This window comes from Dickeya zeae NCPPB 2538, assembly GCF_000406165.1.
Taxonomy (GTDB): domain Bacteria; phylum Pseudomonadota; class Gammaproteobacteria; order Enterobacterales; family Enterobacteriaceae; genus Dickeya; species Dickeya zeae.
Genome location: NZ_CM001977.1, coordinates 1844814 through 1870583, shown reverse-complemented (window position 1 = coordinate 1870583; position 25770 = coordinate 1844814). Strand labels below are relative to the sequence as shown.

Below are 25770 nucleotides of genomic sequence, written 5' to 3'. Positions count from 1 at the left end.
CAGCGTATCTACATAGACTTGATGCCCATGGCATAGCGATAACGGGTGCATTTGGGCAAGAACACAGTGGCCGCCTCGTAGTCCTTCAGGATTCGAATGACGACATCCTTGTTGACGGCAGCGCAGGTGGAATATCCACTGTTGGTGCTCAGGCGCTCGGCGTTCACATTCAGGCTCATAGTTCGCGCCGTCATGCTCCCTTCATGAACTCAGCGAACTTCTCGCGCCAGTCGGGATGCCAGCGCGACAACGCTGGCCGATTCTGGATCATGTCATCAGCCGACCACTGCATTCGACGCTGATCCATTTCACGGGTTACGTCGTTGTCTTGGCAGAATATGTAGAAGTCACCGGCATTCAAGCTCTCGATCATCCGCTCTGCGACCTGATCGGCACGCCATGTCCCCGTCGGCTGGAGGGCATCCGCCGACGCATTGGGGAAGTTCATCGGGGTGAATGTCCAGCCAGGAATAAGCAGGTGTGCCGTCACGTGATTTTGCACACGTTCATACAGCTCATGCGCGAGTTGTTCCGTCAGAACACGCACGGCTGCCTTGGACACACTGTAAGCCGCATTACCCGGTGGTGTGGTGATGCCCTCCTTGGAACCCAGATTGACAATGGCACTGACCGAAGCCTGCTCGATCAGGGTGGGCACAAAACGCTGCTGTAGTGCCAGGATGGCCCAGAAGTTGATATCCATGATCCGGTGCCATTGCTCGGTGTCTTCCCAGGGACCCGCGCCTTTGATGATCGCAGCATTGTTGATCAACAGCGCGATCTCGCCGAGCGAGACCGCTTCCTGATACAACCGTTCGATGATGGCGTGGTCGGTCACGTCCCCGACCACGCTACGTTGGGTCAGCGTCGGGAAAGTCGCCTGCAGGCGGTCAGTCGCTGCCATCAGGGCCGTTGCATCCCTGTCCAGTAGCACAAGCTGCATACCTTCCTGAGCAAGTCGATGGGCGATGGCGTAACCTATGCCCACTGCACCACCTGTAATGACTGCGACGCCGTTTCTACGAATTGCTGGATGCATCGTTGTTCTCTCCCAAAATAAAGTGTTAGCGATCGGGCGACCTAAGTGTGATTTCCGTGATCTCGGCGGGTACGCCGAGACGGATCGGGAATCCATTCCAGAGCCCCGTGCCATTGCTGACATACAGGTGCATGTCAGCAACGGAGTAGTAGCCGGAGGCGAAGCCATCATTGAGTGGCGCGACCATTAGGGCATCGAAGCCCCGAATCATTCCGCCGTGAGTGTGCCCCGCCAGTTGAAGATCGACGCCGGACTGCGCGTGCATCGTGGTGTCTACCGGACGGTGGGTCAGCAATACCGTTGCGGCTTCATGAGGCACGTCTTGCAAGGCGTGTGCAGCATCGGGACCTGGTTGACCGTATTCAAGGGCGGCAAGGTCAGCCAGACCCACCACGACAAGCCCAACACCATCTACCGATATACGCTGATGCTGATTAACCAGCACGTGCATACCCAATTGCTCAAACACGTCTGTCCACTGAGCGGCGTTGAAATAGTACTCGTGATTACCCAAGATCGTTACGACGCCATGTCTGGCGCGTAGATCCCTTAGCGGTTTCACATCGTCGTGCCGGGCCGATACTGTGCCGTCGATCAAGTCGCCGGTGATGACAATCAGATCAGGATTCAGGGCGTTAGTGCGCTCGACAACCTGCCGTGCCCACGGGCCGTTCAGCAATCGGCTAATGTGCAGGTCGGTGAGCTGCACCAGACGAAAGCCATCCAGAGTCGGGGGCAGATCGTGCAATGTCAGCTCGATGCGTCGCACCTCCGGAATTTGCATGGACTGATGCACACCGATGGCTGAGAGAACAAGCGCCGCAATTCCCACGATATAGCGGGCCCGTGTACGGAATCGTTCATCAACAGCCCTACCGCGCCGTACCAGCCAAACGACTCCCAGCAGCACGTCGAATACTGCCGTGAGGAAAAATAACAGTACGAAGACGCAGAACAGCCCACCAAATAGTACCACCCATGCACGTGGTATCTCCGGGGAAAACATCGTCCCGAAGACCCATTGCTGGATCAGATGATACTTGGACGTCAGTAGCAGAACGATGGCCAGCAACACGTGGTATCTCATGCGCCAAGGCAGCGGGAACACGAAGCGGCACACCACATAGAGGTAGAGGACAAACAGGACAAAGTGAAACACAGGCCAACAATCACCTTATTGTTGATATTTTTTGTATGATAAGGCCATTAAATAGATAAACAATTGAGTTATATTCAATGATTCGTGAAATTGAATTCATCGATGGGTATTTGTCATGAGTGTTCGCCCCACCGCGCGCTTATCGAGAGCCGACCTGGCCGACCTGAACTCTTTCCTGGTCATCCACCGTTTGCGCAGCTTCACCCAGGCCGCTGTTGAACTGGGTATCACCACCTCGGCACTGAGCCATGCCATACGCAACCTGGAAGCCCGGCTGGGCGTGCGCCTGCTCAACCGCACCAGTCGCACGGTGTCGCCAACCGAGGCGGGTGACAACCTGGCAAAACGGCTGGAAATCGGCTTTCTTGAAATTGGTGGAGCCTTGGCGGACGTGAATCGTCATCGCGACCGGCCAGTGGGCAGGCTGCGGTTGAACGCGCTGCAAGACGGCGCCCGACTCTTGCTGGCCACACACCTGCCGAAGTTCCTGCATAGCTATCCCGACGTCGACGTCGAGGTCGCGGTAGATGACCATATGATTGATATCGTGGCCGCAGGCTTCGATGCCGGTATCCGTTTCGGCGGCACGGTGCCAGAAGACTGCGTTGCGGTCAGGATCGGCTCGCCGCTCAAGTGGGTCGCGGTAGCGTCACCGCGCTACCTTCATCGCAGCGCGCCACTGCACGTCCCCGAAGACCTGAAGTTACACAACTGCATCCAAATCCGTACCGGCCAAGGAGTCATCTACCGATGGGACTTCGAGAAAGATGGCGAACACCGCGCTATTGATGTGCCGGGCCAGCTCTGTGTGAACGAAACGACATTGGGTATCGACATTGCGGTTGCCAGCGGAGGGATCATGTACTGCCTGGAAGATCGTGTCCGCGAGCACTTGCAGTGTGGCGAATTGCAGGTGGTGCTGCCGGATTGGGCACCGGTAGAACCGGCGTTCCACATCTACTATCCCGGTCACCGTCAGGTTCCACCGGGCCTACAGGAGTTGATCGAGATCCTGCGTCAGAGCGGGTGACCTGTAAACAAGAAGCGGCCGCGCGCGATGTTGAACAGGGTTATGCGGTGAATGAAGCCTGTCAGGCACGAAACGATGATATTTGTTTGAGTTGAACCGCTTAGACTGGAACAACTGATTAATCCTGATGTAAGAAGCCCGGCTTTCTCACCGGGCTTTTTGTTTTATGGTTCACCGTGACGCCACGGCACCATTACTGTGATTTCGCTTCCTGCTTAGACAGGTCTTCCGCAATCTGGACGGTCTCATTCAGATACGCATCTGGATCCTGATAATCCTTCGGCAGGTCATCCAGCGACTTCAACGGCGCTTTACCCTGACGTTTCAGTCGATCGTTGATGCGTTGCAGACGCGTCGCCTCGTCTTCGTTGTTTTCTTTCTGGCGCTGCGCCAGATTCAACGACACGTGATTACGTTTCTCTTTCATCTCCTGATAACGCGACACATCCTGCTGGATATACTGGAACTCCGGATCCTTGGCGATACGTGCGTTGTGCTGTTCAATCAGCCACGGCAACAACGGTTTCATGTCGCCCATCACGGTATAACTGGCCGGTTTGATGCTATCCCACGGCAAGGCGTTATCTTCAAACTTCTCGCCGGTATCCACCGCCTCGTTGCCGGTCGGCATCACAACATCAGGCGTGACCCCTTTACGCTGAGTACTGCCGCCGTTAATGCGATAGAACTTCTGGATGGTGTACTGCACCGAACCCAGCGCAGGCCACTCGGGACGCAACATCTGGTCGTAAATACGGTTAAGAGAACGGTATTGCTGCACCGTACCCTTGCCGAAGGTGGGCTCACCCACAATCAGCGCACGGCCATAATCCTGCATCGCGGCAGCAAAAATCTCTGACGCCGAGGCGCTAAACCGATCAACCAGCACCACCAATGGACCTTTGTAATAGATAGTATCATCCGTGTCGCTATCTTCACGAACCTTGCCGTTGTTGTCGCGAACCTGCACCACTGGCCCGGTAGGAATGAATAGCCCCGACAGGCTGACTGCTTCGGTTAACGCACCACCACCGTTGCCACGCAGGTCGATGACGATACTACTGACGTGCTCTTTCTCCAGTTTTTGCAACTGTACTTTCACGTCATCGGTCAACCCAACGTAGAAACCGGGGATATCCAGCACGCCGACTTTGTCTTTGCCGGCATCCTTGATAGACATTTTCACCGCGCGGTCTTCCAGACGGATGCGCTCACGGGTCAGCGTGATGGTTTGCGTTTTGGTGCCTTTACCTGCTGGCAAGACTTCCAAACGCACCTTGCTACCTTTCGGCCCTTTGATCAGCGCCACCACGTCATCAAGACGCCAGCCGATCACATCGACCATCGGCTTACCAGCCTGCCCGACGCCTACGATACGGTCGCCAACGCTAATGCGTTTGCTTTTCGCGGCCGGACCGCCCGGTACCATAGAATTGATGACGGTGTAATCTTCATCCATCTGCAGCACGGCGCCAATACCTTCGAGCGACAGGCTCATTTCAGTATTGAACTGTTCAGTGTTGCGGGGAGACAAGTAACTGGTATGCGGATCGATTTCCCGCGCGAAGGCATTCATAATGATCTGGAACACATCTTCGCTATTGCTCTGGACCAGGCGACGAATCGCAAACTGATAGCGTTTGGTCAAGGTTTCCTTGATTTCCGCATCGGTTTTGCCGGTCAGTTTCAGGCTCAGCCAGTCATATTTGACCTTGGCATCCCACAGTGCGTTGAGTTCGTCTACGCTTTGCGGCCAGGGCGCTTTAGCGCGATCAAGGTCGATGAAATCGTTGCCGTTGAGGTTAATCGGCTTTTCCAGCAGCGTCAGCGCATACTGGTAACGCTCGAAACGGCGCTTCTGAGCCAGGTTGTACATGGCGTATGGCAGGCTGAGCTTGCCATTCTTCAGATTTTCCCCTAACTCGCCCTTCTGACCGGCAAACTGCGCCACGTCTGAAGCCAACAACACGTTATGGCTGTAATCCAGCATGTTGAGATAACGGTCGAAGATCTTGCCGGAAAATTGCGCATCCAGCATGAATTGACGATAGTGAGAACGTAGAAAGCGCGATGCCACGCGCTCACTGACGGTAGAATGCTGCGCTTCTGGCTGCAGTTGGGGAATTTGGTCTGCGCGGGTAATGTTCTCGCTGGCAAAACTGCCCCCGGACAGCAAAAGCCAGGTTAATGCGACTGCTTTAACAAATTTGTTCATGCCCTGGTTGGCCTCCGTATCAGAACTGCAAATGTTCTGCGCGTACGATCATCGCCAGACCAGAAGCCAGTTGTACCCTGACCCCGTCTTTAGCGATCTCCAGCACAGTGGCATCCATGGCGTTTTTGCCAGCCCTGACCTTGATTTCCTGGCCGATTTGCAAGCTGGAAATATCCGTCACCGCTTGCCGTTCCGGTGTTACCGCACGGGCTGCTTTAGGTTGACGAGGTTGGGATTTATCGGATGACGGAGACGCGGTCTGTGTGGAGCGAGGAGTAGACGGACGCGGCTTGCGCGGCGCGGCACCAGCGGCATCACGTTCACGACGCGGGGCATTTTTGCCAGCAGACGGACGCGGACGGGAAGGTTCGGCTTCACCGGACTCGCGTTTCTTCGCCTGTTGCTCGGCACGCTGAGCCTGGACGCGGGCCTTAGCCTCTTCCAGTTGCTTGCGGGCATGCTCCACATGCTGCTGCTCAAGCTCGCCGCACGGGTTGCCATCAAGGTCAACACGTTGAGCGCCGAGTTTAACGCCATACAGATAACGCCAGCTTGACGTATAAAGACGAAGCGCAGAGCGCAACTGCGTCTTGCTAACGTGTTCAGATTCGGACACGCGTTCGACCAGATCCTGAAAAATACCAATCTTTAACGGACGCGCTTCGCCTTCAAGCGTGAAACAAAGCGGGAAACGCTCTGCCAGATAGGCGATCACTTCTTTACTACTGTTCAACTTAGGTTGATTTTCCATGAAATTTCCTGATTACAACGGGTTTGCCAACCAGCGCAGGCATGAACAGGCGTCATTATAATGACGCCATCGGCAATTGCTACGTTATCCTTGTCGCAACATAAGAGAATTGATGAAAGATAGCAGATCGCTCTGTGACAATTGGCGGCATAACACCGCGGCGATAGCCAGTAAACCGGCTTCGTCTTCGGCGTCAAATCGGTCATGGACCGTGCTGTCGATATCCAGTACGCCAATCAATTGACCATCAACCATCAGCGGCAACACGATTTCAGCATTGCTGGAGGCATCGCAGGCGATGTGACCGGGGAACGCATGAACATCGCCAACCCGTTGAACATGGTTTTCCGCAATAGCTCTACCACAGACCCCTTTTCCTGCTGGAATGCGCACACAAGCCGGGCGCCCTTGAAACGGCCCCAGAAACAGCGTGTCGCCTTCCAGCAAATAAAAGCCGGCCCAATTCACACCATCCAATCGTTCAAACAGTAACGCACTGCTGTTTGATAATATCGTGAGGAAGCGATCTTCACCGGCAATCAGCGCGGTCAGGTCGCGTTCCAGTTCATTGTAGAATTGTTCTTTTTTCATCATTTGCATAGGCAGAAATTGTCTTTACGGACCGCCGGGCGGCTGATGTCCGCAGCACATTACATAAAGTCTCGCGTCGGGATGCTACAGGATTTCTCTTGTCAGCCCAACTTTCACCGCACGGGGCGCTCATAAAGCAGCGGTTATTGTGCGTTATACAGCGCCCGACATCGGTAAATGCATGCAGGATACCGTCTGATGACGTCACCATGTGACCTGACAAGAGTAGCAGTGATTTTGTGTCATCCATCATTCAGTTACACTATGATAATACCTGTCCTGTTAACCTGCCCGCAGGAAATATGAAAATTTATAACGCCGCTGCGCCTATCGAGTCGGCCGACTCGCCGCCTGTAGCGCCGCGCCGCTTTCAGCGTTGCCCACAATGCGACCAGCCCTTCATGTTGCCCCGGCTCAAACGCCATCAACACGGCCACTGCCCGCGCTGTGTGGCACACCTTGCCAGCGGCCGCGATTGGTCTATCTCACGGCTGGTATCAATGGCCATCGCCATGCTGCTTCTGATGCCGTTTGCCTATACCGAGCCGCTGCTCAACATTCGCCTGCTGGGTGTGTCCATCAATGCCAGCTTGCTGGAAGGTATCTGGCAAATGACACGCCAGGGCCACCCGGTCACCGCCAGTATCGTGGCATTTTGTACTATCGGGGCTCCACTCACGCTGGTCTTCGCCCTGTTGTATCTGTTTTTCGCTCCACGCGTCGGCATGAACCTGCGTCCGGTATTGCTGCTCTTCGAACGCCTGAAAGAGTGGGTCATGCTGGATGTGTATCTGGTCGGTCTGGCGGTCGCGTCGATTAAAGTGCGTGAATTTTCCGAAGTCCTGCCCGGCAATGGGTTACTGGCGTTTCTGGTGCTGATGGCGCTAAGCCTGCTGACCCTGATTCACCTTAATACCGAGCAACTCTGGCAGCGCTACTATCCACAACGAGACCCACAACACCCACAGCGTGATCCACAACCAGCAACCTCTGCCCCAGCAGAGGCGCTGGTCTGCCTGTCCTGTCATTTTACTGCACAGCCTGACCATCAAGGCCGTTGCCGTCGTTGCCATGTGCCGCTCACGCCGCGCCGTCCTTATAGCCTGCAAAAATCCTGGTCGGCGTTGATTTCCGCCGTTATTCTGCTGTTGCCTGCCAATTTGATGCCGATCTCAATCATTTATGTCAACGGCGTTCGCCGCGAGGACACCATTTTTTCCGGCATTATGTCGCTGGCAACCAGTAATGTCCCGGTGGCGCTGGTGGTTTTTATCGCCAGTATTCTGGTGCCGTTCAGTAAGGTTATCATCACCACATTTCTGCTGGTCAGCATCCATTTTCGGATGAAAACCGGCCGCATGCTCCGTATGCGTCTGCTGCGCCTGATGACCTGGATTGGGCGTTGGTCGATGCTCGACCTGTTCGTTATCGCGCTGACCATGTCGCTGGTTAACCGCGACCAATTGCTTGCTTTTACCATGGGACCTGCGGCGCTTTATTTTGGCGCTGCCGTTATTTTGACCATATTGTCTGTCGAATGGCTGGATAGTCGACTGATATGGGATAATGACTAAATTCATAGGATAACAATGTCGAACTCAACGCCGATGCCCGCCGCTGAAGCCCGCATCAAATCCCGACGCCGCTTGTCGCCTTTCTGGTTACTGCCCGTTGTCGCCCTGCTGATTGCTGGTTGGTTGCTCTACACCAACCAGCAGGAGCGTGGTGCGACGGTAACGATTGATTTCGTCTCAGCGGACGGCATTGTGCCCGGTCGCACCCCGGTGCGTTATCAAGGGGTGGAAGTCGGTACTGTGCGCAACATAAAACTCAGCGATGATTTGCGTACGATTCAGGTCGTCGCCAGCATCCGTAACGACATGAAGGATGCGCTACGCAGCGGTACCCAGTTCTGGCTGGTGACGCCCAAAGCCTCGCTGGCCGGGGTATCGGGGCTAGATGCGCTGGTCGGCGGTAACTATATCGGCATGCTGCCCGGCCGTGGCGACCCGTCGACACACTTCACCGCACAAGATAATCAGCCGAAATATCGCGCTAACAGTGGTGAATTACTGGTGCATCTGCATGCTGACGACCTGGGATCGCTCAATGCCGGTTCGCTGGTCTATTTCCGGAAGATTCCGGTTGGGAAAGTCTACGACTACAGCGTTAATGCCGATCACCGTGGTGTGACGATTGACGTATTGATCGACCGCCGTTTCACCGGGTTGGTGAAAAAGAACAGCCGCTTTTGGAACGTTTCCGGGCTAAAAGCCGATGTCAGTTTCAGCGGGGCGACCGTTGAAATGCAAAATCTATCGGCACTGGTTAACGGTGCTATCGCCTTTGATTCGCCCGAACAGAGCGAGCCTGCCTCTGCGGACCAAATTTATGATTTGTATCCGGATCTGGCACACAGCCAGCGTGGCGTGTCGATAACACTGGACTTGCCTTCTGGCGATAAACTGCAAGCCGGGCATACTCCCTTGCTGTATCAAGGGTTGGAGGTGGGGACACTGCAACGACTCACCCTGGAAGCCAACCAGCGCGTCACCGGTGAATTAATTGTCGACCCGTCCGTGGTGCCGCTGATGCGCGACAACACCCGCATTGAACTGGCCGCACCGCGTTTATCGCTCAGTGATCTCAACCTGCCCAGCCTGTTAGGGGGGACGACACTGACGCTCATCCCCGGCGAGGGCGAACCGAAGCAACACTTTACCGTGGCTGACGCGACACAACAGCAGTTGCAACAGCCCGGTGCGCTTAACATCGAATTAACGGCCGACCAGAGTTACGGTATCGACAGCGGCCAGCCGATTATGTTGCACGGTGTGCAAATTGGTCGCATTGTTCAACGCACGCTGACCGATAACGGTGTGAGTTTTACCGCCGTTATCGACCGCCAATACCGCCACCTGCTGCATAAAGACAGTCAATTTGTCGCCAGTAGCCGGGTCAATGTCAAACTCGGGCTGGACGGCGTACAGATGCTGGGCGCCAGCGCGCAAGAGTGGCTTAACGGTGGTGTCACCGTGTTACCGGGCTCGACTGGTGAGGCACAATCACGTTACCCGCTCTATAGCGATCGGGAAAAAGCCGGTGCCGGTATTCAGGGGACAATGCCCCCCACCACGCTGACGTTATTGGCCGACAGCCTGCCAGATATTCAGGATGGATCCGTCGTGCTGTATCGAAAATTTCAGGTCGGTGAAATTACCCGTATTCGCCCCAAAGCCGACACCTTCGAAATCGATGTTTATATTCGGCCGGAATACCGCAAACTGCTCACCGATAACAGCGTATTCTGGGCCGAGGGCGGCGCACGCGTGCAACTGAACGGTGCTGGGTTGACGGTGCAGGCGTCTCCGCTCAGCCGCGCGCTGAAAGGGGCGATTAGTTTTGACAATGTGGAGGGCGCTGCCGATGTGCAAGGTGGCAAACGCCCGTTGTACAGCAATGAAACCGCCGCCAGAGCCATTGGCAGCCGAATCACATTACGCACCTACGATGCCAGCAAGCTCTCCGCCGGTATGCCAATCCGTTATCTTGGCATCGACATCGGCCAACTGGAGTCACTCAAACTGGCGGAGCAACGCGACGAAGTGCGAGTACAGGCGGTGCTATACCCGGAATACGTTCGCCATTTTGCCCGTGCGGGTACCCGTTTTTCGGTGGTGACACCCGAAATCTCCGCCGCTGGGGTCAACCACCTGGAAACGCTGATCCAGCCCTATATCAACGTCGAACCGGGTAACGGTGCCGTTACCCGCAGTTTTGAACTGCAAAAAGCCACGATTTCCGACTCACGCTATCAGGACGGGCTCAATATCAGCGTGGATACCGCTGAAGCCGGATCGCTACAGATTGGCACCCCGGTACTGTTTCGCGGTATTGAGGTCGGCACGGTGACCGGCCTGTCGCTCGGCACCTTGTCCGACCGAGTCTCTGTCGCGCTGCGTATCAGTAAACGCCATGCTCATCTGGTACGCGATAACTCGGTATTCTGGCTGGCTTCCGGCTATAACCTGCAATTTGGCCTGACCGGCGGTGTTATCAAGAGCGGGACGTTCCAGCAATTCATTCGTGGCGGCATCGCCTTTGCCACCCCTCCCACCACACCGCTGGCACCGACAGCACAGGCCGGTAAACACTTCCTGTTGCATAGCGAAGAACCCAGTGGCTGGCGTGACTGGGGAACCGCCCTGCCGGAACGATAAGTACAGGCGGCGGCTCACTGCATCTGAAGCGACGAGCCGCCATCCCTTCCCATCACTGGGATATGGTAAGATTCACACTTTGATTGTTGTAACGGAAACGCTGCTGTGGCTAAACCTATTCCTGCTTCCCTCACTCCCGATTTTCTGACCGCTATGCAAGCCATCATGCCTGCGCACCTGAACATGGATGACTTCATCGATACCTGCCAGCGGCCATTACGCCGTAGTATCCGCGTCAACACATTGAAAATCAGCGTGCCTGATTTTCTCACGCTGGTCGCCCCCTACGGTTGGGAAATGGAAGCAGTACCCTGGTGTCACGACGGTTTTTGGCTGCTCAACGCAGATGAAGAAGTGATGCGGCTGGGTAATGCGCTCGAACACCTGAGCGGCCTGTTTTATATCCAGGAAGCCAGTTCGATGTTACCGGTCAGTGCGCTGTTCATGGGGCATGATACCCCAGAGCGGGTGTTGGATATGGCCGCCGCCCCCGGTTCTAAAACCACCCAGATTGCCGCCCATCTCAACAATCAGGGATTGATTGTCGCCAACGAATACTCCGCCAGTCGGGTAAAAGTTCTGCACGCCAACCTGCATCGTTGTGGCGTGAGCAATACTACGCTGACACACTTTGACGGCCGGGTCTTCGGCAACGCCTTGCCTGAAACCTTTGACGCCATCCTGCTGGATGCCCCTTGCTCTGGCGAAGGTGTGGTCAGGAAAGATCCTGCTGCCATGAGTCACTGGTCGCTGGAAAGCATCGCTGATATCGCTACCACTCAACGCGACCTGATACTCAGCGCCTTCCATGCATTGAAACCGGGCGGGGTGCTGATTTATTCCACCTGTACCCTGAATCATCAGGAAAACCAGCAGGTGTGCCATTGGTTAATGCAACAATTCCCCGGTGCGTGTGAAATCGAGTCGCTAAAAGATCTGTTCCCACAAGCGCATCAGGCTCTGACGGACGAGGGATTCCTGCACGTCTTCCCACAGATTTATGACAGTGAAGGTTTTTTTGTGGCGCGCTTGCGTAAAACTGCGAGCGTACCGCCGCTGGCACCGCCGGATTACAAACCGGGCAAGCTGCCATTTACACCACTCAGCAATAAAGACGCACAGTTGATTAGCCAAAGCGCCCGACGGTTGGGTTTGCGATGGTCAGATCAGCAGTTACAGCTATGGCAGCGTGACGACGAGATCTGGTTGTTTCCAACCGCACTGCAACCCATGCTGGGTAAAATGCGCTTCTCCCGCATCGGCATCAAACTGGCGGAGCGTTTTGCCAAAGGGTATCGCTGGCAGCATGAAGCCATTGTGGCACTGGGCGACCCACAGAGCCCGAACGCCTTCGAGCTTACTGCAGAACAGGCCGTGGACTGGTTCCGGGGAAAAGACATTTATCCTCCCGCCTTCAGCGACCATGACGACATGTTACTGACCTGGCAGCAGACCCCGCTGGGGCTCAGCAAACGTGTTGGTCGGCGGCTGAAAAACACCCTGCCTCGCGATCTGGTTCGCGATGGTGCCAATCTTGTGCTTGCTATCGATTAATCTTCAATTTCATCGATTAATCTTTGACCGGGTCGCCGCTTGCGGCGTTCCCGATCGGCGTTTTTCATCTACACTCACAATCAAGGCGTAGTAACCTGTTGAGGAATCTATGTTCGCACTGGTGATCTTTGTCTGTTACCTGGGGGGTAACTGCGAGAGTCTGGTCGCGGGAACCTATATCAATGAACCACAGTGTCTGAGCGCCATGGAGGAGCAACAAATCCGTAATGGCGGCTGCTTTCCGATTGACGATTTTCGCAGCGGGTACTGGAAACCGGCCCACGAATACCGTGACCGCTAATCCACTAGCGCTTCGTCCAATGTTCTTGACTCACTCTACACATGATGCGACAGACAGATGTTCAACACACGTCCCCAATAAACGACCTTCCATAACCCAGATCGCATAAAAAAAGGGCAATGCCGTAACGGTAACGACATTGCCCAAACTGATGTAATAAAGACCGACTATTATGGACAGACTTTCCTTTCACTACTCATCAAAACGTCACTCACTCATCAAAACGTCACTCACCCATCAAAACTTCACCCACTCATCTTTGTCAGAATGGTGTTTAGCACTACCAGACGACTTATCCGTCTTCGCGGTGTGTTTGCGTCCTGACTGACTCGATTTACCGGACGACGGTTTACCCAGCAATAGCGCCTGACTGGTTGCAGCACCGGAAGTATGGGTATGGTGGTGTGTATGGGAATCGTCACCTAAATGGAACGCCGATACCGCCTGCATCAGTAACTGCGACTGCTCTTCCAACGCATTGGCCGCCGAGGAGGACTCTTCCACCAGCGCGGCGTTTTGCTGCGTGGTGCTATCCAGCTCAGTCACTGCCTGGGCGATTTGACTAATCCCGCGACTTTGCTCATCAGATGCCGAAGCAATTTCCCCCATGATGTCAAATACATGGGTAATTGAGCGGACGATATCCTGCATGGTTTTACCTGCATCATCCACCAGCTCTGAGCCGGTATTCACCCGCGATACCGACTCCTGAATCAGCCCTTCAATTTCTTTTGCCGCCTGTGAACTACGCTGCGCCAGATTACGCACCTCGCTGGCGACGACAGCAAAACCACGCCCTTGCTCGCCCGCTCTTGCCGCCTCAACCGCCGCATTCAGCGCCAGAATGTTGGTCTGGAACGCAATACTATTGATAACCGAGGTAATTTCGGAAATGCGCTTAGAACTGCTGGAGATATCATTCATGGTTTTCACCACGTTACTGACAATCTCACCGCCTTTAATGGCATTTTGTGAGGCTTCTGAGGCCAGCTGTGAGGCATGATGCGCGTTTTCCGAGTTCTGTTTTACCGTTGAGGTCAGCTGTTCCATACTAGCAGCAGTCTCCACCACGGCTGCCGACTGCTGCTCCGTGCGGGACGACAAGTCTGTATTACCGGCCGCGATCTCGGCCGACGCCGATGCCACATTTCCGACCCCTTCGCGAATATCCCGAATCATGGTGCGTAATTTGTCATTCATATTCGCCATGGCAGTGATCAACATACCTAGCTCATCACGGCGTGAAGAACTCACTGATGATGAAAGATCACCATCGGCGATACGTTCAGCCACCGACAGCCCTTGTTTAAGCGGCGTCACAATCTGCACCGAAATACGCCATGCCATGATGATGCCAAACAGCACCACCGTCAGCCCGGTCACCATCATTTTTAATTCCGATGAACGAGTGGTTTGAGTGGAGTTAGTCAGTTGCTGGCTAAACAGGGCCGCGACATCTTTATTCAGTTTATCCGCCGATGCCGTCATGGCCTGACTGGCACGGGTTTCATCCTGAAATGCTGCCAAATAGGCACCGGCAGATTGACGATATACCAGGAAATAATCCCAGGCCGTTTTCAGGCTGGCTTGTATCGCTGCTGGCAACTGCCCGGCTTTTTCTTTAATGGCTTTTTCCGCCGTATCAATACTCTTTAGCGTCACGGCCAGCGTGTTATCAGACGGTGCCAGCAACAAATCATGGGCTACATCACGAATATCCGACATGCGTTCACCCAGTTGATACAGTACCACCTGGGTATCAGAAGGGAGCCCGGTTACCTGCTGCCATTGGCTCTGGAACGCTTCCAGCACTTTTTCACTGTCGTCCTGGCTGATTGCCAATCCTGCGGTATCGCGCTTTTTACTGGCCGCAATAAACGCTTCTCGTGTCGCGCTATAAGCCTTCAAATCCTGATCGATACGTTCGACATCATCCAGGGTATTCTTATCCCAGCTCAGATTTTTAGCCTGAGTGAGGATGTCGACCATTTTATTAACCAGCACCCCATTCTTCTCAATAACATTGTAATCGTGCGTGAACTGGAATTGCGTACGCAACACGCGCGCTTGCGCCAGTGTGGCATTAAGATCATTCGTCACCTGCACCTTAGTATTACTATCATCGATGGTTCGGAATCCGACGACGCCGGATATCAATACCACTAGCGACAATAGCAGCACTAAGCCAAACCCTAATGACAGCCGGGTTCCCACTTTAAGATTATCGTATTTTTCACCCAAAATACTCATAGCATCACCTGTTTATGATTATCGTAATCTGCTCACCAGCGTATTTATTTCTGCCATCACCAGACTGCAAGCCTATTGATTCTCCTGCAGCCCAAGCACAAGGCGTAACGCATAGCAACGATGACGGATAAAAACATCGTCACGTAATAATTCAGAGATTCACTACCATCCAGGTTTTATGACCCCGCATCCCAACTTAAAAATTATCGGCCTGTATAAAGCGTAGTTTAATAAAAACACCCAAGAACACCGAATAATTAGACAACTATCACAACTCATCTTTTTTCAATCAAATATTCAATAAATCACAATAATGTAGAATAAATAAATCTTTACCCTAAAAATGAGCACAAACAATAATGTGAAAAATAAAAAAACAACATAATAATAATTAGCTATAATTCGCCGTTTCATTCCACTGTGATAACCACAGCAATTAATGTAATTACAATGTTAACGCCATGACGATTATTTGATGGTGAATTTTTATAGGTGTGTAATATTGGCGTGATGCCGTTACGATGGGCAGGAAACCGCAGGCACACGCTGCTGACAGCTGCACAATCACCGCCGCCGCGACAGATTTACAAGGATAATGACGAAGAGAGAACACATACGGCGCACCTCAGCACGCCATATGTGTTGATGTTGATTTTAGAGACTGGGCGTTAACGTCAGCACCACCACCCCACGGGGAGTGACCTCGTCGACTCCACACTGGAATTGCGAGCCGCCGCCTTCAACCTGCATTTTGCGCCCCGGCAGCAGAGCTACATCATAGATATCGTTTTTACCGTCAATATCCAGCAACCAACGCCCATTGCTGATGCTGGTAATACCGGTATCCACCAGCCAGGAAGCGGTGCTCCCCTCTACCAGCAACGGCGCATGCAAGCCAGCAGGAATGCATTGCGGGTCAGCTTTCCACTCCCCTGCTTCCTGCAATTTACCCGTTTTTAGTACATTGCGTGGAATCAGGGTAATACCCGCGTCATCATGACGGCTCACCGGCGTATCATGCTGTTGCGGCGATCCTTTACCGGTCGCCAGCCACGCCAGTGACACCCCGGTATCCAGCGCGCAGGTAACGACCACATCCCCAGGAAAGAAATCTCGACGAATCCAGGTACTGATCGTCCCGGGTGCAATGCCCAGTAAGTCGCCCAACTCTTTTTGCGTACTAAAGCCATAGGCATCAAGCATACGACGCAGTACCGCCTTACCACCCGATGATAGAATTTGCTCATAAAGCGCTTTACCTTTCAGCGGTGATTTATGAGCAAAGACATTCGCATTTGCAAACTCACCAGTTACCAGCCATCCTGCTTCGGCTCCAGTATCTAGCGCACATTTAAGAATAATGTTACCCGGCACGTTCCCTCGCTGAACCCAGTTACTGATTGTATTGGTAGGTATTTCAGTTACCTCGCTCAGTTCCTTCTGAGTCTTTACTCCATAGCTTGACATGATGCGCTCAAGCACGGAGGCCGCAGACACGGCATCACTATTTGTATTCAAAAACACCTCACGAGTATTTACATATACACGTTACGTGTTTTATAGTGTCTACATAGCACATGTAACACCATAGAACACCCTGGCCTGGGGGAGATATTGCTTTATGTCGGACGAGATTTCAATTCTATCGCTCATTTCTGAGGAAAATCCTACGTCAGTGAGTGCTTTTTGTGTCATCGCAACGCCGGTAGCCATAGATTATCGAATGCATCATTTTATGCCTGCCCAGGTAACAGCGACTTTCACCTGCTTGCACAACGCGATGCAAACGGTATCGGCAATAGCTGCTCTCTGGCACTATCCACCTGTTACAGGGAATAGATACCGTGCCGCAATCAATCTCCCCAGTTCCAATTATTTTGCAAATGCAAAAACGCCGTTCACTCCTGATTGGAAACCGGACGCATTTTCACTTGTTGCAACGTTACAGCCACTGCCAAATTGGCACTGCCATTTAGCCGTTGTGAATGGTACTAATGACTTTACCACGAAATTCGGAAATTCGAACTCTACTAAAGTTCAGTACCCACACCCTCAGTTCGGTAGCCGACCAAACGGCCGTGACGGCCAGCGGGTGTCATCATGAAACCGCATTATGCCTTTACCGCCAATCACCTGCAGGCTCTACCGCCTAATTTGCGGGCGTTGCTTGGAAAACATTTTGCTGATTCGCGCTGGGAACAGACGTGCCTGTTTTACCAACGGCTTTCGGAACGCTATCGGCGCACGCTGTGTTTTCATGCTGCCTTGCACCAACGTTGGTGTGTCTATCTGCTAGATGAAATGGATGAAATGGCAAGAGAAAGGGTTGTCAGTGCGTTAAATGAACTACGCAACGCATTTGGCGGGTCGGACGTGAAGGCAAGAAATGATGTATTGCCACTGGTTACCCGCTTACGCCTGAGCGAGCGCCGCACACTGTTTTTCCACGCCGGGCTCACAGCGCGGGAATTCAACCACCCGTTGCGGCGTATCGATGAGCCAGATTGCCAATGGACAGATGCACTGGTTCGCGCTGCCGGTGAATTACACAGCCTGTTTAGCGATGCCCCCGACATTCTGTCCAGTATCAAACCCGAACATTATTTTCGCTAGCACCCGTTTTTACCGCTGACGGCAGATTTCATCAGAAAACTATCGCCGTTAACTCAACCGCCGCCAGACAGGCCGCCATTTTGGCTGGCAGGACTTGTTGCGGCTTATTATCAGGAGAATGTATGAAAAACAACCAAAAAAGGCACTACACAAGCGTCATCCCACCGGGTAGCCGCCCACAGGATAGCTGGCGCACCGACCTCGCTCATCGCTACAGCGAGCATCTGGATAATCTGGCGCAACACGCCTGTCAGGAGCATTTATCTGCACAGGAACTGGTAGCGCTCTTGCAACAGGAAGCAGAAAACATGCGGCACCAGCTGTGGGAGGCGCACTGATGGCAGACAGTATGGACATCTCTCAGGAGCAGCAAGCGTTGCTGCTGGATGCACAAATTGCGCATGCACGCACCGCGCCCGTCATCCCATCGGCATTAGTCTGTGAGGATTGCGAGGCACCGATTCCCGAGGCTCGTCGGCTGGCGATTCCCGGTGTGGTGTGCTGCGTATCCTGTCAGGAAATCCGTGAACAGCGGCTACGCCATTACCGGCCGCTGTCCTGATGACAACATTCACGAACTGACAGACCGGAAACGGTACGGCGATTTGTGCCGATCATTCGGCAAACATGCATTGGGTAAACAACACGCGGGCTGGTTATGACGTCTGACAACAGCGAAAAAAGTGCCGATAGCGGGGAACAACGCTGGGCATATGCCTGGAATACCCCCCGTACGGCTATTCTGCCCGAATCCAGTACGCTGTCCTCGGATACCCTGCGACAGGGGCAGGCAGTCTTGTATCAACTGGCGCTGTTACCGCGTTTCCTCGCTGATCACTTTCGGCGACGCTTCGAGTATCTCAAGCAACATCAGGGGCTACAGGCCGCGTTTAACTACCTGTTAGCGGTGGTTCATCGCCGACTGTGGCCCCGAATCGACGCCGTTAATTCCCGTTACCGGATGAACACTCGCCGTTCTTCGCACTTCATCAGTGAGGCAGAACAATACCACCTACTGCCGGACATGCCGGACCGGGTGCTGTCTGCATTTGCCAGCCGTATCGCCGGTCACATGAATGATGCCTACAACGCGCGTTGCGATCAGTACTTGCAGGCGTGCAGTGGCAGCCATCACATGCCGCTATTCAGTGATGAAGTACAAACGCGTCTCTATGGCCAATTGGCGATGCTGGCACAGGCTCTGAACGTAACACCGGCGCACTGGCATCGCCACCAGAGTGGAACGCTTACGCTAGAACAAGCCTGCGCCGGTATCATGCGGCTGGTGACCCCGCGCTGGTGGGAGCGCCAGTTAAAAATTCAGCGTGCCCGCTGGCGTGAAGCGTTATGGATTGCCAGCGGCGAAGTCAGCCGGGCGGCATCGCCATTTCTCAGCCGTCAGGCCTGGCAGGAGAGTCACTACCGCCGACTGGCGACACTCGATTTCCTAAAAAGCCGTGATCTGGAAAATATCCACAGCGGTGAGCGCGTGGATCTGATCGATAAAGTCATGTCCAGTATCGCTAACCCCAGTATTCGCCGTATGGAGCTGATGGCGATGCTGGCAGGCATTGAACGTTATGCCACCGCTCATCAACACATCGGTATGCTGGTCACGCTAACGGCCCCTGGGCATTACCACCCCACCCGTACCCGTAATCACGACCAGGTATTGCCCAACACCGGATGGATGCCGGATTGCCCATCGCCCAAAATGACTCAACATTATTTGGTCAAGCTGTGGAGCAAAATTCGTACGGCACTCAAAGACCGTAAATTATCCGTTTACGGTTTGCGGGTCGTCGAACCGCATCATGATGGTACCCCGCACTGGCACCTGATGCTGTATTGCGAGCGAGCTCAGCGTCAGGCGATTGTCGATGTCCTGCGGCGTTATGTGCTGCAACAGGAAAACAGCGGCGCAGCGCAACGCTTGTTTGACTGCAAACACATCAACAAAGGCGGTGCCACAGCGTATGTCGCCAAATATATTGCCAAAAATATCGACGGCTACGCACTGGACGATGAAACAGACCATGAAACGGGAAAGCCATTGAAAGATATGGCGGCCGCCGCCTCTGCATGGGCATCGCTGTGGCGCATCCCCCAGTTTCATTTTATTGGCCTGCCTACCGTCGGTGCCTATCGTGAATGTCGACGCATTCGTAGCCGCTCTCTGGCGGGTTCATTGGGTGAACAGGCCGAACGGGTGAGATATGCCGCCGACCACGGTGACTTTGCAGCCTACATTGAAGCACAAGGAGGAGCCAACGTTGCCCGAAAATGCCAGTCGGTTCGCGTCGCCAGGGCCGCCAGCGAACGACTGAACGCTTATGATGAAACGATCGTTCGTACTGTCGGTGTCTTTTCTGTCCAGTGCGGCAATGAGCATGTCTTCCCCACCCGACCAGATGAATGGCGTATCGTGGCGAAAAATCGTACTGCTCACCACGACGAAACCGACAGGCATCGCCCTGCTCTCCCTTGGAGTTCTGTCAATAACTGTGGGGAGGGGATTTCACCCGCCGCACTCCCACCGTCATGCCGTGATATTCCTCGTGTTCCTTCAGCACGATTAACCTATTTCCAGCGTGACAAATTGGCGTCGTTAGGCCCCTGGCTCAGACAACAAGGCCTTCACCTTTCACGCTGGGAACGGGAGGCGCTGGTTCGCGGCGCCAGGGTAAGCATTGACGGGCAACTGATTGATGAAATTAGGAATAAAGCTATATCCGGCGTTGATGGAAAGCGCATCATGGACACACAGGTCCTGCACTTATGAGTTGACGAATATTACTGAATAAAGTACTGTATATAAATACAGTCTCACAATGGAAGAGGTACCGTGGAACAGACTGAAAGCAGAGAGCTGACCTTGTCAAGGATTCGATTAATTGCCGATATGTCTTTGATATCACAATGCAATCCTGAAGAAATGAAAATCGCCATGTCGCTAATCGCCGACTTATCTCACGGCGAGCTCCCTCATAGTGATTATCAGCAATTTCTAAAGAGCAGTGGTGATGGGCAACAGCTAAAGGCATGGTTAGAGCAACAATCGTTGTGAGGGATTGCGATGGATAATAACGACCGGCATGAAACGCCTGGTTATTTAACCAGATGCACGGGCAAATTAATGGATTTTCTCTGTGGCCAATGTGCCAGACTTATACACAGCAACATTTTTTTTCGTATCCAGACCGTTTGATAATAACGGCCAATCCGACTAAACCCGGAATATACGTTTTTGGCATGAATTGTAATAACTGACTCAGTGCAGACCTGTTCGTTGGTAATATTTTTTTCGTTTTATACAGCAAGGTAAAATTAAGAACCTATCCCAACTGGCGCGATAATGGAGGAAATAGCCTGGTGGGATAGGTTCTGTCATATCCGCCCAAACACACCCGATCTTCCCTTTCAATAATTCACGGCGTGCTTATGTGTTGTTGTGCTATCAGCACCACACCGCGCCTGCATTGCAGTTGAGGCTGATCCTCGGGAGGATAACGAATCAGAAACGACCCGTTTTATTCGGCCTTATTTTATCTGCACTCAAAGGTGTCACATGAAAGTCTACGCTCATCAGGACGACTCGCTGGATGCGCTCTGTTACCGCTATTACGGCCGTACGCAGGGCGTAGTTGAAACCGTCATGCAGTCCAACCCGGGACTGGCAGATCTTGGCCCCATTCTGCCACACGGCACTGCCATTACCCTGCCCGATATCAGCGTGTCCAGTTCTCAGGAAAGTATCAATATTTGGGAATAATCAGCCTACGCTGACGATCGCCGCCACACCAGGAACCTTACTATGCAAAAACCGCAAAGCCTCAGACTTGCACTGACCACAGCATTACCGTCATTGAGTAATGCATTACAGTTTCGGATCCAGGAAGGTGAAATTGCTGCGTTGCAGGAACCCTCTCTGTCATTCGAATACCGTTATCAGCTGCTGCTGACGCTGAATAATTTCGCTGATAACCCCGATACACTTTTCGTCACGCTGTTACTTTGGGTTCGCCAAAACCAGCCCGATTTACTGACGCGGGAAAGCATTCGCAATAAGGGTATTAGTTTCACCGTTGATAATAATGCCGATAATACCAGCACGCTGTCTATTCGTCTTAACCTGACAGAACGCAATCGCGTCAGCGAACTAAACCAGACCGTGCAGGTCAATTACGAACCGGAACCTACGCCGCCTGAACCGGTTAGCCGACCCACCGCGCTCTATATCGCTGGGGAATTGATCAGTCAATGGAAAGGCAACTGATCGTTTGAAATAACACTATCTCTATAAAGGCCGTTGTGAAAGCGGCCTATTTTTTACTATTATCTCAATTCTGCCTCAGACACATCCCCCCTCTGTCATATAGTGATTCCGGATATTACTCTCTTATTATTTTATTTATCTCCAATTTGTCATCACCATTCTATCGGCGTTTTTTTCGTATTCATTTTCCCTTATCTCTCACGCCTGGTTATTCAGCGATAACTCACGACATGTTATTCAGCGTTTACCTCGCAACGAATAATGCAACTACCGGTGGTATCCGTAGCCACACAACCGCGGACAATTGTCTCATTCACTGGGAAGACGCATGCTTCCCACCATGAATACATACGAATATCTCTCCGAAATCCAGCGTGCGCTGCGTAACCTGATTCGTATCGGCGTCGTTACTGAAGTTGATACCCAACAGGCGCGCTGTCGCGTGCAGACCGGTGGCATGGTCACCGGATGGCTCCACTGGCTGTCCCGTCGCGCGGGGAGTTCCCGCGAATGGTGGGCACCGTCGGTGGGTGAACAGGTACTCATACTTGCTATAGGAGGCGAGCTCAACACGGCTTTTGTCGTACCGGGTATTTATAGCGATAACCACCCTGCACCATCGGTTTCTGCGGATGCCTGCCACATCCGTTTTCCCGATGGTGCTGTGATGGAATATGAACCAGCGAACGGCGCACTGACCGTCACCGGCATCAAAACCGCCACTGTCGTTGCGGCAGAATCCGTGTCCGTTACCACAAAAAACGTCACCATCAACGCCAGCGAACGCATCACGCTGGATACTCCGGAAGTCGTCTGTACGCATAAGCTGATTACTCAGACCATCGAAGTACAGCAAGGCGGCAGCATCACAGGCAGCGTCACCCATTCAGGGGGCAGTTTCTCCTCCAATGGCGTGGTGGTCCATACCCATCAACACGGCGGCGTACAAAGTGGCGGCGGCACAACAGGAGGACCTTTATGACCAGCGCATCGTACACCGGCATGAATCGCAACACCGGCGTCAGCCTGAGCGATCTGGAACATTTGCGCCAGAGCGTGCGCGATATTCTGACCACCCCACAAGGCAGCCGGGTCATGCGGCGCGATTATGGCTCGCTGCTGTCCACGCTTATCGACCAACCGCAGACACCCGCCCTGAAGCTACAGGTTCAGGCTGCCTGCTATGTCGCGCTGTTGAAGTGGGAACCCCGCCTGACGCTGACGTCCATCTCCATGGAAAGCCACTACGACGGCCAGTTGATTGTGGATATTTCCGGCACGTTGTCCGGCAACAGCACATCCCTTTCGTTAACCATTCCTGTGAGCTGAGATCATGCCCATTATCGATTTAAGTCAGTTACCCGCCCCAAGCGTCGTGGAAACGCTGGATTATGAAACCCTGTTCGCCTCGCGCAAGGAAACGCTGTTATCGCTTTACAGTGACGATGAACGTGCCGCCATTGCACGTACCCTGACCCTGGAGTCAGAGCCGTTGGTAAAACTGCTGCAGGAAAACGCCTATCGCGAACTCCTGTTACGCCAACGCATCAATGAAGCCGCTCAGGCTGGGATGCTGGCGTTTTCCCGTGGCAACGACCTGGATCAGTTGGGTGCTAACGTTAACGTATCGCGACTGGTGATCACCCCGGCCGACGCGACCACCGTTCCCCCGACCGCCGCAGTAATGGAGTCGGATACCGATTTTCGCCTGCGTATCCAACAGGCTTATGAAGGCCTGAGTGTGGCGGGTTCCATCGGCGCATACCAGTTTCATGGACGCAGCGCCAGCGGCCAGGTCGCCGATATTTCGGTTATCAGCCCCGGTCCTGCCGAGGTACTGGTATCGGTCCTGTCTCGGGAAAATGACGGTACCGCCAGCGACGCGCTCATCGCCACCGTTAACGCCGCACTCAACGCCGAAGATGTCAGGCCGGTGGCAGATCGGGTCACCGTTAAATCGGCGGTGATCGTTCCTTACGACATCAATGCCACGCTGTATTTGTACCCCGGACCGGAAGCCGAACCGATACGTGCTGCTGCCGAGAAGAAGCTACAGAGTTACGTCACCACCCAGCACCGTCTGGGGCGCGACATCCGCCGATCTGCCATTTACGCGGCATTGCATGTGGAAGGCGTTCAGCGGGTAGAGTTAGCCAGTCCGGCAGCAGACATCGTACTGGATGATACCCAGGCGTCGCATTGCACTGGCTACACCCTGATATTGGGGGGCACGGATGAATAAAAGCCCCCTGCTTCCCCCCGGTTCATCCACACTGGAGCATGCGGTCGCGACGACTGGCGCCAGTGTGGAAAACGTGCCGATTCCCCTGCGCCAGATCTGGAATCCCGACACCTGCCCGGTCGAGCTGTTGCCCTATCTGGCCTGGACATGGTCGGTTGATCGCTGGGATGAAAGCTGGTCGGAAGCCGTCAAACGAAAAGTCATCAAAGATGCGTTTTTTATCCATCGGCATAAGGGCACTATCGGCGCACTGCGCCGGGTGGTTGAACCGCTGGGTTACCTGATTCGCATCAAAGAGTGGTGGCAAACCGGCGACGTTCCCGGCACCTTCCGGCTGGATATCGGCATCCAGGAATCGGGCATTACCGAGGAGTCCTTTCAGGAACTGGAACGCCTGATTGCCGATGCCAAACCCGTCAGCCGTCAGATGTTAGGGCTGAATATCAATCTGGATACGCAAGGTACCGTCTCGCTGGGCGCCAGCTCTTACAGCGGTGACGAGTTAACCATCTACCCCTACTTCCCGGAAACCATCAGTATTTCGGGCGAAGAATTCACCGGTGGTGCGATTCATCTGATTGACGACCTGAACGTCGGCGGTTAATCCACGCTCCTCGCCAAGCCAGCCTGCGCTGGCTTTTTTTATGTCCCCCTCCCCGATGTTGTCTGCGCCTTGCGCCAACACCCACCAGATGCGGCCTGGCAGACACTCTCGCATACTACCGTGACGCAATCACAGCCGGGGTTCAGCCGGCTGGCTATCACCAGTCAGCACCCCAGCATCCCCGATGCCACAACGGCATCCTACCCTGTTAACCGTATGAGTAATCTGCATGAGTACAAAATACTTTGCTTTACTGACGAATATCGGCGCGGCGAAGTTGGCCAACGCCACCGCGTTGGGTAGCCATCTGGCTATCACGCAAATGGCCGTGGGCGATGGCGGCGGCAGCCTGCCAACCCCAACGCCAGCCCAAACCAAGTTGGTCAACGAGAAACGTCGTGCGCCGCTCAATGCACTGAGTGTCGATCCCCAAAACACGAACCAAATCATTGCCGAGCAGGTTATCCCTGAAACTGAAGGCGGCTGGTGGATTCGCGAAATCGGCCTGTATGACAGCGACGGCGACCTGATTGCCGTAGCAAACTGCGCCGACACCTATAAACCGCAGTTGCAAGAAGGTTCGGGCCGGGTGCAAACCGTCCGCATGATCCTGATTGTGAATAGCGCTGACGCCATCACCCTGAAAATCGACCCGGCGGTCGTGCTGGCAACACGACAATACGTTGACGATAAAGCGATTGAGGTAAAAGCGTACGCCGATAGCCAGCTCAACGCACATATCACCGCCGCCAACCCTCACCCACAGTATGCACCGCTCAACAGCCCTGCACTGACTGGCGTGCCCAGTGCCCCGACGGCAGACAAAAGCACAAACTCCACCCAACTGGCCACCACCGCATTTGTCAAAAACACCGCCTTGCTCAAAGAGCAAAACGGCGCCGATATCGCCGATAAATCGGCTTTT

26 protein-coding genes are annotated in these 25770 nt (G+C 53.8%); 18 read left to right on the top strand and 8 right to left on the bottom strand.

All coding sequences use genetic code 11. From position 1 onward, the window contains the following. Positions 1–8: 8 nt before the first annotated feature. From DZE2538_RS08180 to DZE2538_RS08170, 3 genes are read right to left on the bottom strand one after another with little or no spacing between them, the layout of a single operon-like run. Complete coding sequence (locus DZE2538_RS08180) at positions 9–194, bottom strand: hypothetical protein (protein WP_023639499.1); 186 nt, start codon at positions 192–194, stop codon at positions 9–11. Continuing rightward, positions 191–1039, bottom strand: a complete 849-nt coding sequence (locus tag DZE2538_RS08175) for an SDR family NAD(P)-dependent oxidoreductase (RefSeq protein ID WP_023639498.1) — start codon at positions 1037–1039, stop codon at positions 191–193. The genes DZE2538_RS08180 and DZE2538_RS08175 overlap by 4 nt, the downstream gene beginning before the upstream one ends. Before the next feature lie 25 nt (positions 1040–1064). After that, a complete protein-coding gene (locus DZE2538_RS08170) occupies positions 1065–2198 on the bottom strand; it encodes a metallophosphoesterase (RefSeq protein WP_023639497.1) in 1134 nt (377 codons plus the stop codon). A 115-nt stretch (positions 2199–2313) separates the two neighbouring features. Between DZE2538_RS08170 and DZE2538_RS08165 the strand changes: the two genes are divergently transcribed. Beyond that, positions 2314–3228, top strand: a complete 915-nt coding sequence (locus DZE2538_RS08165) for a LysR family transcriptional regulator (RefSeq protein WP_028085612.1) — start codon at positions 2314–2316, stop codon at positions 3226–3228. Between the two features lie 193 nt (positions 3229–3421). Here DZE2538_RS08165 and prc read toward each other — a convergent pair whose 3' ends face one another. The 3 genes from prc to DZE2538_RS08150 form a co-directional block, all read right to left on the bottom strand. After that, positions 3422–5443 (bottom strand): carboxy terminal-processing peptidase, encoded by a 2022-nt coding sequence (prc, locus tag DZE2538_RS08160; RefSeq protein ID WP_038916054.1) that lies wholly within the window; start codon positions 5441–5443, stop codon positions 3422–3424. A 19-nt stretch (positions 5444–5462) separates the two neighbouring features. Continuing rightward, the gene (proQ, locus tag DZE2538_RS08155; RefSeq protein ID WP_019845991.1) at positions 5463–6194 is read right to left on the bottom strand and encodes an RNA chaperone ProQ; all 732 of its coding nucleotides are present in this window, start codon (positions 6192–6194) and stop codon (positions 5463–5465) included. An 84-nt stretch (positions 6195–6278) separates the two neighbouring features. Continuing rightward, a complete protein-coding gene (locus DZE2538_RS08150; protein ID WP_038915090.1) occupies positions 6279–6785 on the bottom strand; it encodes a GAF domain-containing protein in 507 nt (168 codons plus the stop codon). A 302-nt stretch (positions 6786–7087) separates the two neighbouring features. Between DZE2538_RS08150 and yebS the strand changes: the two genes are divergently transcribed. The 4 genes from yebS to DZE2538_RS08130 all read left to right on the top strand — a co-directional run bounded on the left by yebS (position 7088) and on the right by DZE2538_RS08130 (position 12860). Beyond that, on the top strand, positions 7088–8359 hold the full coding sequence (gene yebS, locus DZE2538_RS08145; protein ID WP_038916053.1) for a membrane integrity lipid transport subunit YebS: 1272 nt from the start codon (positions 7088–7090) through the stop codon (positions 8357–8359). 15 nt (positions 8360–8374) lie between these two features. Next, positions 8375–11005 carry a PqiB family protein gene (locus DZE2538_RS08140; protein ID WP_038916052.1) on the top strand — a complete coding sequence of 877 codons (2631 nt, stop codon included), beginning with the start codon at positions 8375–8377 and terminating at the stop codon, positions 11003–11005. 105 nt (positions 11006–11110) lie between these two features. Beyond that, on the top strand, positions 11111–12559 hold the full coding sequence (rsmF, locus tag DZE2538_RS08135) for a 16S rRNA (cytosine(1407)-C(5))-methyltransferase RsmF (RefSeq protein ID WP_038916051.1): 1449 nt from the start codon (positions 11111–11113) through the stop codon (positions 12557–12559). Between the two features lie 109 nt (positions 12560–12668). Further along, a complete protein-coding gene (locus tag DZE2538_RS08130; protein WP_012769560.1) occupies positions 12669–12860 on the top strand; it encodes a YdfD/YebW family protein in 192 nt (63 codons plus the stop codon). Positions 12861–13097: 237 nt separating this feature from the next. Here DZE2538_RS08130 and DZE2538_RS08125 read toward each other — a convergent pair whose 3' ends face one another. Both DZE2538_RS08125 and DZE2538_RS08120 read right to left on the bottom strand, forming a co-directional pair. Then, a complete protein-coding gene (locus DZE2538_RS08125) occupies positions 13098–15110 on the bottom strand; it encodes a methyl-accepting chemotaxis protein (protein WP_038916050.1) in 2013 nt (670 codons plus the stop codon). A 654-nt stretch (positions 15111–15764) separates the two neighbouring features. After that, the gene (locus DZE2538_RS08120) at positions 15765–16607 is read right to left on the bottom strand and encodes a phage repressor protein CI (protein ID WP_019845996.1); all 843 of its coding nucleotides are present in this window, start codon (positions 16605–16607) and stop codon (positions 15765–15767) included. Between the two features lie 124 nt (positions 16608–16731). Here DZE2538_RS08120 and DZE2538_RS20840 point away from each other — a divergent pair, with 124 nt between their 5' ends. From DZE2538_RS20840 to DZE2538_RS08060, 13 genes are all read left to right on the top strand, one after another. Further along, positions 16732–17214: a hypothetical protein gene (locus DZE2538_RS20840; protein WP_146214197.1), complete on the top strand. Its 483-nt coding sequence runs from the start codon at positions 16732–16734 to the stop codon at positions 17212–17214. Beyond that, positions 17211–17723, top strand: coding sequence for a hypothetical protein (locus DZE2538_RS08115; protein WP_019845997.1), 513 nt, complete (start codon positions 17211–17213; stop codon positions 17721–17723). Before DZE2538_RS20840 ends, DZE2538_RS08115 begins: the two co-directional genes overlap by 4 nt. A 122-nt stretch (positions 17724–17845) precedes the next feature. Further along, positions 17846–18061 carry a DUF2732 family protein gene (locus DZE2538_RS08110; protein WP_038916049.1) on the top strand — a complete coding sequence of 72 codons (216 nt, stop codon included), beginning with the start codon at positions 17846–17848 and terminating at the stop codon, positions 18059–18061. Beyond that, entirely contained in the window at positions 18061–18285 is a 225-nt protein-coding gene (locus DZE2538_RS08105; protein WP_012884484.1) for a TraR/DksA family transcriptional regulator, read from the top strand. Before DZE2538_RS08110 ends, DZE2538_RS08105 begins: the two co-directional genes overlap by 1 nt. Before the next feature lie 96 nt (positions 18286–18381). Next, entirely contained in the window at positions 18382–20505 is a 2124-nt protein-coding gene (locus DZE2538_RS08100; RefSeq protein ID WP_038916048.1) for a replication endonuclease, read from the top strand. 63 nt (positions 20506–20568) lie between these two features. Then, positions 20569–20790, top strand: coding sequence for a hypothetical protein (locus tag DZE2538_RS08095; protein WP_012884482.1), 222 nt, complete (start codon positions 20569–20571; stop codon positions 20788–20790). 501 nt (positions 20791–21291) lie between these two features. Beyond that, a complete protein-coding gene (locus DZE2538_RS08090; RefSeq protein ID WP_038916047.1) occupies positions 21292–21495 on the top strand; it encodes a tail protein X in 204 nt (67 codons plus the stop codon). 42 nt (positions 21496–21537) lie between these two features. Then, positions 21538–21999: a phage tail protein gene (locus DZE2538_RS08085; RefSeq protein ID WP_019846000.1), complete on the top strand. Its 462-nt coding sequence runs from the start codon at positions 21538–21540 to the stop codon at positions 21997–21999. Between the two features lie 340 nt (positions 22000–22339). Then, positions 22340–22981 carry a phage baseplate assembly protein V gene (locus DZE2538_RS08080; protein ID WP_023639486.1) on the top strand — a complete coding sequence of 214 codons (642 nt, stop codon included), beginning with the start codon at positions 22340–22342 and terminating at the stop codon, positions 22979–22981. Next, entirely contained in the window at positions 22978–23328 is a 351-nt protein-coding gene (locus tag DZE2538_RS08075; protein ID WP_019846002.1) for a GPW/gp25 family protein, read from the top strand. Before DZE2538_RS08080 ends, DZE2538_RS08075 begins: the two co-directional genes overlap by 4 nt. A 4-nt stretch (positions 23329–23332) precedes the next feature. After that, positions 23333–24241 carry a baseplate assembly protein gene (locus DZE2538_RS08070; protein ID WP_012884475.1) on the top strand — a complete coding sequence of 303 codons (909 nt, stop codon included), beginning with the start codon at positions 23333–23335 and terminating at the stop codon, positions 24239–24241. Then, on the top strand, positions 24234–24845 hold the full coding sequence (locus DZE2538_RS08065; RefSeq protein ID WP_019846003.1) for a phage tail protein I: 612 nt from the start codon (positions 24234–24236) through the stop codon (positions 24843–24845). The genes DZE2538_RS08070 and DZE2538_RS08065 overlap by 8 nt, the downstream gene beginning before the upstream one ends. A gap of 229 nt (positions 24846–25074) precedes the next feature. Further along, the coding region (locus DZE2538_RS08060) for a phage tail protein (protein WP_038916046.1) at positions 25075–25770 on the top strand (696 nt) is incomplete at its 3' end.

Bases quoted from the DNA above. Each gene is read 5' to 3' on its own strand.
- DZE2538_RS08080 (WP_023639486.1), top strand. From the start codon at position 22,340: ATGAATACATACGAATATCTCTCCGAAATCCAGCGTGCGCTGCGTAAC.
- proQ (WP_019845991.1), bottom strand. From the start codon at position 6,194: ATGGAAAATCAACCTAAGTTGAACAGTAGTAAAGAAGTGATCGCCTAT.
- DZE2538_RS08100 (WP_038916048.1), top strand. From the start codon at position 18,382: ATGACGTCTGACAACAGCGAAAAAAGTGCCGATAGCGGGGAACAACGC.
- DZE2538_RS08175 (WP_023639498.1), bottom strand. From the start codon at position 1,039: ATGCATCCAGCAATTCGTAGAAACGGCGTCGCAGTCATTACAGGTGGT.
- DZE2538_RS08165 (WP_028085612.1), top strand. From the start codon at position 2,314: ATGAGTGTTCGCCCCACCGCGCGCTTATCGAGAGCCGACCTGGCCGAC.
- DZE2538_RS08075 (WP_019846002.1), top strand. From the start codon at position 22,978: ATGACCAGCGCATCGTACACCGGCATGAATCGCAACACCGGCGTCAGC.
- DZE2538_RS08115 (WP_019845997.1), top strand. From the start codon at position 17,211: ATGAAACCGCATTATGCCTTTACCGCCAATCACCTGCAGGCTCTACCG.
- DZE2538_RS08085 (WP_019846000.1), top strand. From the start codon at position 21,538: ATGCAAAAACCGCAAAGCCTCAGACTTGCACTGACCACAGCATTACCG.
- DZE2538_RS08150 (WP_038915090.1), bottom strand. From the start codon at position 6,785: ATGAAAAAAGAACAATTCTACAATGAACTGGAACGCGACCTGACCGCG.
- DZE2538_RS08090 (WP_038916047.1), top strand. From the start codon at position 21,292: ATGAAAGTCTACGCTCATCAGGACGACTCGCTGGATGCGCTCTGTTAC.
- prc (WP_038916054.1), bottom strand. From the start codon at position 5,443: ATGAACAAATTTGTTAAAGCAGTCGCATTAACCTGGCTTTTGCTGTCC.
- DZE2538_RS08130 (WP_012769560.1), top strand. From the start codon at position 12,669: ATGTTCGCACTGGTGATCTTTGTCTGTTACCTGGGGGGTAACTGCGAG.
- DZE2538_RS08140 (WP_038916052.1), top strand. From the start codon at position 8,375: ATGTCGAACTCAACGCCGATGCCCGCCGCTGAAGCCCGCATCAAATCC.
- yebS (WP_038916053.1), top strand. From the start codon at position 7,088: ATGAAAATTTATAACGCCGCTGCGCCTATCGAGTCGGCCGACTCGCCG.
- DZE2538_RS08070 (WP_012884475.1), top strand. From the start codon at position 23,333: ATGCCCATTATCGATTTAAGTCAGTTACCCGCCCCAAGCGTCGTGGAA.
- DZE2538_RS08110 (WP_038916049.1), top strand. From the start codon at position 17,846: ATGAAAAACAACCAAAAAAGGCACTACACAAGCGTCATCCCACCGGGT.
- DZE2538_RS08180 (WP_023639499.1), bottom strand. From the start codon at position 194: ATGACGGCGCGAACTATGAGCCTGAATGTGAACGCCGAGCGCCTGAGC.
- DZE2538_RS20840 (WP_146214197.1), top strand. From the start codon at position 16,732: ATGTCGGACGAGATTTCAATTCTATCGCTCATTTCTGAGGAAAATCCT.
- DZE2538_RS08065 (WP_019846003.1), top strand. From the start codon at position 24,234: ATGAATAAAAGCCCCCTGCTTCCCCCCGGTTCATCCACACTGGAGCAT.
- DZE2538_RS08105 (WP_012884484.1), top strand. From the start codon at position 18,061: ATGGCAGACAGTATGGACATCTCTCAGGAGCAGCAAGCGTTGCTGCTG.
- DZE2538_RS08125 (WP_038916050.1), bottom strand. From the start codon at position 15,110: ATGAGTATTTTGGGTGAAAAATACGATAATCTTAAAGTGGGAACCCGG.